Below are 8,636 nucleotides of genomic sequence, written 5' to 3' on the forward strand. Positions count from 1 at the left end.
GTTGCTGTGGCAACGCTCCTGGCGCACACGTCGCGACGCCGAGATCTCCATCTTTGAATACATCAATGGCTTCTACAATCCGCGACGGAGGCATTCAGCACTCGGCTGGAAAAGCCCTTTGGCCTTCAAAGCAAAGGCTGCATAAGTGAGCAATCGGAGCGGCACGAAAGCGTGACAGGTCCATCTTGCGACGATGGTGCTGACAGCGATCGCCTCGATGATGGCCGCGAGCTTTTTCTGGACGGTGCATCTGACATGCTCGGAACTGACCGAGATGGGTCTAACACGGATCGAGCGGCCCGAGGGGACATGGTTGATCCTGGACCCGTCGAAGACACGCCTGCGGACCTGCACGATGGACGGACGACACGTGACCTGCATACGGATCGAGGAGGATTAGATGACCCAACTGACAGCCTTGGAGCGCGACTTGCTCGCCTGCGTCGAGCGGTTGGTTACGGCCTCAGAGGCCTCCGCGAAGGACTTGACCGCCTTGGAGACACGCTCGACTGGCAGGATCGAGAACGAACTAGCTGGTTTGAAAGACTGCGTGACCTTGCTCATTCGTTCGCAGGCCGCGTCCATGAAGGCCTTGAGCGGATTGCTGAACGACGAGGCGAGCTACAAGACGCTGAACGAGAGCTTGCAGCAGAGCTTGACCTTAGCGAAAGCCGCCGCCGGGAGATTGAGGGACAGCTAGACAGCCAGGAGGCGCATGCAGAGAGGGGGTTGCGGCATTAAAGACTGGAAAAAGTTGCAATTGCAGATGAGGCAACTGCAATCAGGTATGCGACACGGTTTGGCCTAAAGTCGAGTGAAGCCGGGGCGCGAGGCAGCGCTCATAGTCTCCGACAAAATACGCATTGACCAACCAGAAAATTGTGGTCATTTTGACCAAAACCAAAAGGCGGGGGAAGATAATGCGCAAAGTCCCTGCACGAGCAGCAAAACACCATTTTGGCCAGTTGATTGATGAAGCTCGAGCAGAGCCGGTCGTTGTCGAAAAGCATGGCCGCCCAGTCGTGGTGGTGGTCTCAGTCGAGCACTATGAGCGGCTGAGCGGCGTTAAGATATTGAAAAACAGCGATGCGCTAGGGTCAGACAATGAGCTTTAAACTTCGAAGTTCTAGAAATCCCCTGGTCTCAGTTTGTAAATGCAACTTTAGCCAACAGTGGTCGCGCTTCTAATGCTGCAAAAATCGAGAAAACTGACCGTTTCCGGGGAACCTCCGAGTGAAGCAAGGAAACCCAAGTCCAAAGCCATCGCGTTGGGCCAAGTCTTCACAGAGGCTTCGTTGGCTAGAAAAATGGCAAGTGGTTTGGGACTTGCTGAAGCTAACAGGAATTGCTTGGTCCTGGATCCATGCGTTGGACCGGGAACGTTCCCAATGGCGATAAATGAAATCAGGTCGCAGCCAATAATGATTGATGCGATAGACATAGATCAAACGATGTGCCGACAATGCGAAAGTACCTCGCCTCAGGACAATCTGAGAGTTATTTGTGGAGACTACCTTCTAGCGCCTGTGAATGGCGAATACGACTATGCAATCCTTAACCCGCCTTACGTGCGCCAAGAATGGATACGGAACAAGCGCACTTACCGGGAGGGTTTGAAAAAGGAGCTCGGCGTCTCGATTCCAGGCACAGCAAACCTGTACGTTTACTTCATAGCCAAAGCACTATTCGATCTTAAGGACGGCGGAAAACTGAGCTGCATCGTTTATGATTCCTGGCAGTCAACAATCTATGGTCGCTGGCTGAGAGAGCTGCTTGATAGCAAATGCCGAATGTGGTGGACGGAACCGGCTCCGGCAACACCGTTCGATGGCCGACTGATCGATGCTACAATTATTTATGCCGAAGTCGGAAAACCCGAGAACGCCCGTATTTCGCTTGTGAAAAACACAACTAGAGAGGGTTTTGCTTCAATTGACGACCTGTTTGTGACCTGCAGAGGTCTCCGACTAAAGCAAGCGAACTTTTTCTTAAGCAACGTCGAAGACCAAGTTCGTGAAGGCTCGACACCATTCGTCAAGAAGGTTGCAAAGATACCAGGCTATGCTGTTCCTCCTGAGCACCCCGAAGCTGCTCTGATTATCGAGAAGGGCACAAAAAACCGGCAAGCCTTAGCTGTTCTTGAACAAAGGTTGCGAGCTGCGTCGGCAGAACCGGAAAGCAATGTCTCGATATTGAACTGGGCGCGTGAACGTCCGGAAGATTGGGTATTTCACAAGCCTCCACCTAGGCATTCATTGTTGTTCAACTACTACCTGCGTCATCGTCCACGCCATGTATTCAACCCAGGCCGCCGCGCCTTCTCAGACAATTTTTATGGAGCAACGCCAAGGGGCAATATTGACGATTTTGCTTGGCTTGCGGCCATCAATTCTACGGCAAGCGTCATTGGGCTGATGAACAAGGCAAGAAACCAAGGTTCCGGTTTAGCTAAGCTGCAACTTTTTGAATACCGCGGAGCGAATGTCCTGGATCTGCGACCATGGGGAAAGATGGATCTTGAAAGTATGAAAGGTTTGGGCCGCGAACTCGTGGAAGCATCATATCCTAGTGCCCCGATCGTTCGCCGAATTGATGAACTGGTACATTCGGTGTTGTCTGAATCCACTCTTGATCCTGAATATGTTGCTGCAGAGTACGAACGATCTGATCAAGCTGCCAAGCAGCCCTCGGTTTCAAAATAATGAGTTGGCTTTCGTACACTGAAGACGAAGTTGGAGCTTTCCATCCTGCGTTCGAAGAAACCGCAGAGGTGGCGCTCTCAGAGCTAGGTATGAGCTCCACTCACAAATGGCTACATCACCCGAGTAGCATGGGTGTTGGAGTAGTGCCCGACTATGTACTTGCCGATACTGCCACGGGCCGATGGATAATCGTTGTGGAAATAAAGCGCCGCCCAGATGCCGTGAAGTCAGAGCGCAACCAGATTCAAGCCAAAGGATATGCTGAAGCCAACGCCTCGTACTTTCGAGCGGGCTGGCCCCGATACTTCTGCGTTACCAATCTTGAAGTAACGCAAGGTTTCGCTCTCAGAGATGGATTGCCGCCGCGCGATTGCCAGGTTGAGGGCATGCAGTTTGAGTCAGGTTTCTTTTCATCAAGCCCGAAGCAAGAGCACAAAGGCAAATTTATTGAAAACCTGAAGTCTCTGATCCTTGCTGCTCGCGACGTTCGCGACCCGAGTTTCAGTCATGTTTGGCCTAGGATCGCCCGCGACACCTATCATCAAGCAGAAGAATTGATCTTTGCGCCAGCAATGGATGGTAATGCAGGCCTAGTTCCTTCGGTAGTTCGAGAGTACTTCACGATCGATTATCGGTTGAATGCTCGACGCCAAATGCTGATTCGATGCTTGATCGCAGAATATTTGCGAGGGTTGCTTCATCGCTATGACCACCCACAAAAAGCCTCAGTCGGACCCTTGGGCACTACGCTGGCAGGGGCAGCGAACTCTCTTTCTCGTCTCAGAACCATCGATTTTCAGGGAGTGTTTGAGGACAACATTGCCCCGGTGTACTTGGGTTTCGAGAACGACACTCAGGTACAGCCATATGTTGAAAACTACCTGAAAACCCTGGCCAAGGAAGACGTGTCTTTACTTGCATCAAATCGTCCAGACAGCTTTTCCTTGCCCGAAAGCCTAATTGAGGAATCCGGTCCGTCTGCGGTGAGAGATGCACGAGGTAAAGCTGCAACTGATCCCGAATTGGCAGCATTGCTAGTAGCGCTGTCAGTTAAAGACGACTCCAGTCTAATATTGGATCCAGGTTGCGGCGAGGGCAACTTAGTTTCCGCTGCTTACGATTGGTTGCGGTCGAATGGCGTCGCACACGAGCAAGCGCTCGGTCAAACAATAGGCCTGGAGGCCGACCCGCTCGCGGCCAAGATTGCGGCATTGAGGCTTGTTCTCAAGGAGCCTCGGTTAGCTTCGATTCACGCTCCCTGTCGCATCGAAGTCGCCGACATGTTTAGCTCAAAAGCGAAAATCGAAGAAGCCGACGTTGTCGTAATGAACCCGCCATTTAAGCGGTACGAAGTGCAAGATGAAGCGCCAATCCCAGCAGCTCTTCGCGAGCACTATCAGTCGGCCATTAAGTCTTTAGGCACAGATGTCACAAGCGACAAAGGGCAATCAAACATCTTCGCGCTCTACGTGGAGTACCTGATAAATACTGCCAAGCCGGGCGCTACAATCGGCATCGTGTTGGATAATCGCTGGTTCCACAATGATGCAACCAGCGCGATCAGAGAGTTGTTATTGCGCGAGTGCACAATTCTGGGATTAGTTACTTATCCTCATAGTCGCTTTTTTGAAGACCTGATGATTGCGACATCTATGGTCGTCGTGCAAAAACAAGCCCCTTCGTCAGCCCACTGTGTAAGCTTTGCTCGCGTTGAAAACCCAGCGGGTACAGCTGCTGAAGAGGCTGCTGCAGCCATCAGGGGTGGAAATGTTCCACATGGGTGGACGGTCCAACGGCGGCTGCAAGCAGATCTCACCAGCGGATCGTGGAAGAAGCACTTTTCAGCATCGCTTTCAAACGAATTTAGGCAAGGGCCGCTTGTCAAGCTGCCTACGATGTTTAGCCGAGTTAGACGCGGCAGTTTGGCTAAAGAAGGCGGTGGAATTGCCGTGTTCGAGTTCCCGGAGAGGACGCAATATGGCCCAAAGCGCTCCAAGAAGCCAAACGGCAATGCTTTTCAAACCATTATTGGTGCAAAATTATCCTCAAGTGAAAATGAAGAGCTAAGAGAACTGGCTTCCAATTTTCCAGATCAATTTCGGGGTTATGCTATCAACAAGGCAGACCGCATCGGCAATTACCAGCTCACGATCAATGATGTTTGTAGGGACTGGACAATCGAGACACCCCTGCAACGATCACAGAACCTTGCGCCCGATTTTTTTAGTGAGCGACGCCGCCGATGGGATGGCCAACTAGAGCAAGCCGTACAATCGTTGAGAAACGACGCGGCAACCGGTCTTTATGTTGATCGCATCGCTCAATTGGTCGGACTGGATGAATCTGTTTTACCGCCGCAACAACTGTGGAACTCACTCCGGGAGCCTTATGCGGGTGAGCTAGTGATTCCTAGAAAACAGCGTAATGGGCACAGGGTTCACCTGAACAAGTTTGCGTTTGATCCATCAGGTCGCCAAGTGAGGCTGTCCAGCAACTTCTTGAGCTATGGTGGCTGTTTGGTTGAAGACTCCGAGAACGGTTTGGATTGCGAAACCTCGGTAGCTCTCATAGCCGCTTGGCTGATGTCTAGCTTTGGGCACTTGCAATTCGAGACTGAAGCGAACAACCGAGAGGGTGCTCGATCCCTAGAGCAGCATCATCTAGAGAATGTTTGGGTGTTAGACCCAAGGCATATATCACCCAGCGGCAGAGATAGGATAAAGGTGGCCTTCAGTGCGCTTCCTTACCCTGTCAGAACTGATGTTCGACCTGAATTGCAGAATGAGTTGGTCGATCTAGATCGCCTCTTTGCTGAGGAACTGGTTAGGATAAAGGTATGCTCGGATGCAGATGCGCTGCTACTAGAAGTTTGGGATCGCCTGCATGACTTACATGAAGAAAGAAATCATTAATGTCCGTGTCGGTCAGTTCTTTTTTTACCGGCATCGGCGGTCTTGACCTAGGCTTTGAGTGGGCCGGGGCGAAGGTGCATTGGGCTTCGGACTTATCGCCAATAGCTGCGGCAACCTATCCAATGAACTTTGGAAGGCAGATGGTTCAATCGGATATTCAGCAGCTTGATCTGGCTGAAATACCGAACTCCGACGTGATCATTGGTGGCCCACCTTGCCAATCATTTTCCCTGGTCGGTCTACGTAAACCCAATGATGAACGTGGTAGACTTGTATTCAGTTTTCTGGAGATCATTCGCGCGAAGAGACCAGTAGGTTTCGTGATGGAAAATGTTCCAGGTCTCGCTGCAGCACGAATGAACGGTCAGCGACTAACTGATTATTTGTCCGAACAATTGCAAGAGATTGGCTACTTCGTCACTGTCATGAAGCTAAACGCTGCAGAGTACCTTGTTCCTCAGCAACGCAAACGTGTCTTTATCGTGGGTTCAATGGTCGGTCCGGTCACCGCGCCATCACCAAGACAATTTGCGAGAAGCGTCATAGGCGAAACCTCCGTTGAGGAAGGTCTTGGGTCATGGCCTGCGCTTTGTGATCTCGGAGGTGTTGTGAAAAAGGGAGAGCAGTCGGACTATGTGAGCCCTCCCCAGTCCTCGTTTGCGTCTCTGATGCGCAGGGGTTCATCAAAAGTTACGCTCCATGAAGCTCCTCGCATGTCGAAAACAGACAAACTGCTTGTTAGCTTCATCCCGCCGGGCGGCAATTACATGGATGTTCCGGATGAACACTCAACAAATCGGATATTGAAATTCAAGAAAACTGGGGGCCGAACGACCACTTACGGGCGACTTCACCCGGACCGTCCAGCCTACACCATCAACACTTACTTCCGCCGTCCCAATGTGGGCGCAAACTTTCATCCAACGGAAGACCGACTAATCACCATTCGTGAAGCAATGCGTTTGCAAGCGTTGCCGGATAGATTTGGTATCGCGCAGCAAGGTGCTCAAGACGATCGAAATGCTCTTGTAGGCAATGCAGTTCCATCCTTGATGGCTCATGCCGTAGCAAGGGAGTTACTACGCTCGATGAACGTCAAATTCAAAACTGTATCCATGCCCCGCGTTCCTGCGCCTCATGGCTCGCTTCATTCTGATTGAGCAAGTCGAACTCCGCATACTGTGCCGCCTCATCCGGCAGCGTCGGGATATGATCCTGCAGCCGGGCGAACATCGCACCGTTGCCAATGCAAAGGATGAGATCGGAAAATTCGGACGTCATAAAATGAAACTATGAACCTACTTGGAGCCGTGCGACGCCGGTCGTGGAAGTTGCGCGATATGGCGTCTGAAGTACGCCTCGATCGTGATCGCCAGTGCGAATGCTGGTGAAGCGATCACAAGCACGGCGGTCGAGATGACCAACAGCGCGGCGAGTGCGCCAACAGGCACTGCGCCACTGATCATCAACAGTCCGAAACAAGGCAGATAGGTCACTGCCGCGAATAGAACGATCTGAAAGATCGGGTCCGTGTAGCGGGCGAGGTCTCTGTGTAGCCGCTCTATCACGGCCATCTTCTGTCTTTGCCAATGCGGCAGGTCCGTGATGTGCATTTTCATTCCCTCAACAGCTCGATCCAAGTGTGAACGTCTTCCATCTTGATCTCCTTTCCATGGGTGAGAGACCGATACCAACGCGCCACGATGGCCCCACGCTTTTCACTTTTGATCCGGATGCCTTGTTCCGTCAGGAAGCGATCCAGTGAGGTTGACCTGCCCCCCGAAACTTCCCTCGTTGTGATGTAGAGTTTGCTCAACCTTCTGAAGGAGCAAACGAATGCGAAAGAGCCGTTTCACCGAGGCGCAGATCATCGGGATGATCAAGGAACAGGAAGCTGGAATGCCGACGGCCGAGGTGTGCCGCAAGCACGGTCTCAGCCAGGGCACGTTCTACAAGTTCAAATCGAAGTATGGGGGCATGGAGGTGTCCGACGCAGCCAAACTGAGGTCGTTGGAAGACGAGAATGCCAAGCTCAAGCGGCTGCTGGCCGACACGATGCTGGACAACGTCGTGCTGAAGGATTTGCTGGGAAAGAGCTGACGACGCCGAATGAGCGGCGAGAGGCAGCGCGTCGCGCGATGCGGGATCACGATATCTCGCAACGCCGGGCCTGCCGACTTGTCGGTGTCGATCCGAAGACGGTCCGGCGCGAACGCCCGCCGGATAACCCCGAGATACGCAAGGAGATGAAAGCCGTCGCGGCCAAGCGCCGTCGCTTCGGCTACCGGCGGATCGGAGTAATGCTGGAGCGCAAGGGGATGATCATGAACCACAAGAAGCTGTATCGACTTTACACCGAGGAGAAGCTGGGCGTCAGGCGACGAAGGGGCCGGAAACGGGCGCGTGGAACGCGGACGCCAATGCCAGAAGCACTGAGACCCGGCGAACGCTGGTCCCTGGACTTTCTATCCGACACGTTCGGTGCTTCACGCCGGTTCCGCATCCTGGCAGTGAACGATGATTGCTGCCGCGAGAACCTGTGCCTGATGGCCGATACCAGTATCTCAGGCACCCGTGTGGCGCGGGAACTGGATGCGCTGGTTCGCATCTATGGCAAGCCCGCCAGCATTGTCAGCGATAATGGGACAGAGTTCACTAGTCGGGCCATCCCGAAATGGGCCAACGACAAAGACGTGGACTGGCACTACATCGACCCGGGCAAGCCTCAGCAGAACGCCTTTATCGAGTCATTCAATGGCAGCCTGCGCGATGACCTGTTGAACGAGGAGATGTTCGACAACCTGGATGATGCCCGGCGAAAGCTGGCGCTCTGGCGGTACGATTACAACAACGTCAGACCGCACTCATCGCTCAGCAATCAAACACCCGCAGAAGCCCGCCGGACGCTTGAGCAATTTGAGGGCTCCGCGCCCGGCGCGCTTGCCCAGAACACTGACCAAGAATATGAAAACCAGACCTGCAGACTCTCGTTATGAATGAGGGAGCCTCGGGGGGCAGGTCA

The 8,636-nt window shown here is 52.9% G+C and carries 9 protein-coding genes; 8 read left to right on the forward strand and 1 reads right to left on the reverse strand.

What is annotated here, in order from left to right:
- The 7 genes from ACOXXX_RS21535 to ACOXXX_RS21565 all read left to right on the forward strand — a co-directional run.
- Positions 1–145 (forward strand): IS3 family transposase (locus tag ACOXXX_RS21535; protein ID WP_422828697.1); only part of this gene is annotated, 145 nt, incomplete at its 5' end.
- A 48-nt stretch (positions 146–193) separates the two neighbouring features.
- On the forward strand, positions 194–400 hold the full coding sequence (locus ACOXXX_RS21540) for a hypothetical protein (protein WP_422828688.1): 207 nt from the start codon (positions 194–196) through the stop codon (positions 398–400).
- Positions 401–700, forward strand: a complete 300-nt coding sequence (locus tag ACOXXX_RS21545; RefSeq protein ID WP_422828690.1) for a hypothetical protein — start codon at positions 401–403, stop codon at positions 698–700.
- Positions 701–863: 163 nt separating this feature from the next.
- Positions 864–1,115, forward strand: coding sequence for a type II toxin-antitoxin system Phd/YefM family antitoxin (locus ACOXXX_RS21550; protein WP_422828691.1), 252 nt, complete (start codon positions 864–866; stop codon positions 1,113–1,115).
- Between the two features lie 306 nt (positions 1,116–1,421).
- Positions 1,422–2,702: an Eco57I restriction-modification methylase domain-containing protein gene (locus ACOXXX_RS21555; protein WP_422828692.1), complete on the forward strand. Its 1,281-nt coding sequence runs from the start codon at positions 1,422–1,424 to the stop codon at positions 2,700–2,702.
- Positions 2,702–5,614 carry a BpuSI family type II restriction endonuclease gene (locus ACOXXX_RS21560; RefSeq protein ID WP_422828693.1) on the forward strand — a complete coding sequence of 971 codons (2,913 nt, stop codon included), beginning with the start codon at positions 2,702–2,704 and terminating at the stop codon, positions 5,612–5,614. Before ACOXXX_RS21555 ends, ACOXXX_RS21560 begins: the two co-directional genes overlap by 1 nt.
- The gene (locus tag ACOXXX_RS21565; RefSeq protein WP_422828694.1) at positions 5,614–6,774 is read left to right on the forward strand and encodes a DNA cytosine methyltransferase; all 1,161 of its coding nucleotides are present in this window, start codon (positions 5,614–5,616) and stop codon (positions 6,772–6,774) included. Before ACOXXX_RS21560 ends, ACOXXX_RS21565 begins: the two co-directional genes overlap by 1 nt.
- Before the next feature lie 138 nt (positions 6,775–6,912).
- Here the strand turns inward: ACOXXX_RS21565 and ACOXXX_RS21570 are convergent, their stop codons facing one another.
- Positions 6,913–7,227 (reverse strand): hypothetical protein, encoded by a 315-nt coding sequence (locus tag ACOXXX_RS21570; protein WP_422828695.1) that lies wholly within the window; start codon positions 7,225–7,227, stop codon positions 6,913–6,915.
- A 223-nt stretch (positions 7,228–7,450) separates the two neighbouring features.
- Between ACOXXX_RS21570 and ACOXXX_RS21575 the strand changes: the two genes are divergently transcribed.
- Positions 7,451–8,610 (forward strand): IS3 family transposase gene (locus ACOXXX_RS21575; protein ID WP_422828696.1). Its coding sequence is split into 2 segments (ribosomal slippage): positions 7,451–7,700 and positions 7,700–8,610, totalling 1,161 coding nucleotides; the frame shifts between segments, so codons are not numbered across the junction.
- The last annotated feature ends 26 nt before the right edge of the window (positions 8,611–8,636 follow it).

The organism is Thalassococcus sp. BH17M4-6, assembly GCF_049323015.1.
Classification (GTDB): domain Bacteria; phylum Pseudomonadota; class Alphaproteobacteria; order Rhodobacterales; family Rhodobacteraceae; genus Puniceibacterium.

What these genes read in the sequence shown, in the direction of transcription:
- ACOXXX_RS21565 (WP_422828694.1), top strand. Translation starts at nt 5,614, where the DNA reads ATGTCCGTGTCGGTCAGTTCTTTTTTTACCGGCATCGGCGGTCTTGAC.
- ACOXXX_RS21560 (WP_422828693.1), top strand. Translation starts at nt 2,702, where the DNA reads ATGAGTTGGCTTTCGTACACTGAAGACGAAGTTGGAGCTTTCCATCCT.
- ACOXXX_RS21555 (WP_422828692.1), top strand. Translation starts at nt 1,422, where the DNA reads ATGATTGATGCGATAGACATAGATCAAACGATGTGCCGACAATGCGAA.
- ACOXXX_RS21545 (WP_422828690.1), top strand. Translation starts at nt 401, where the DNA reads ATGACCCAACTGACAGCCTTGGAGCGCGACTTGCTCGCCTGCGTCGAG.
- ACOXXX_RS21540 (WP_422828688.1), top strand. Translation starts at nt 194, where the DNA reads ATGGTGCTGACAGCGATCGCCTCGATGATGGCCGCGAGCTTTTTCTGG.
- ACOXXX_RS21570 (WP_422828695.1), bottom strand. Translation starts at nt 7,227, where the DNA reads ATGCACATCACGGACCTGCCGCATTGGCAAAGACAGAAGATGGCCGTG.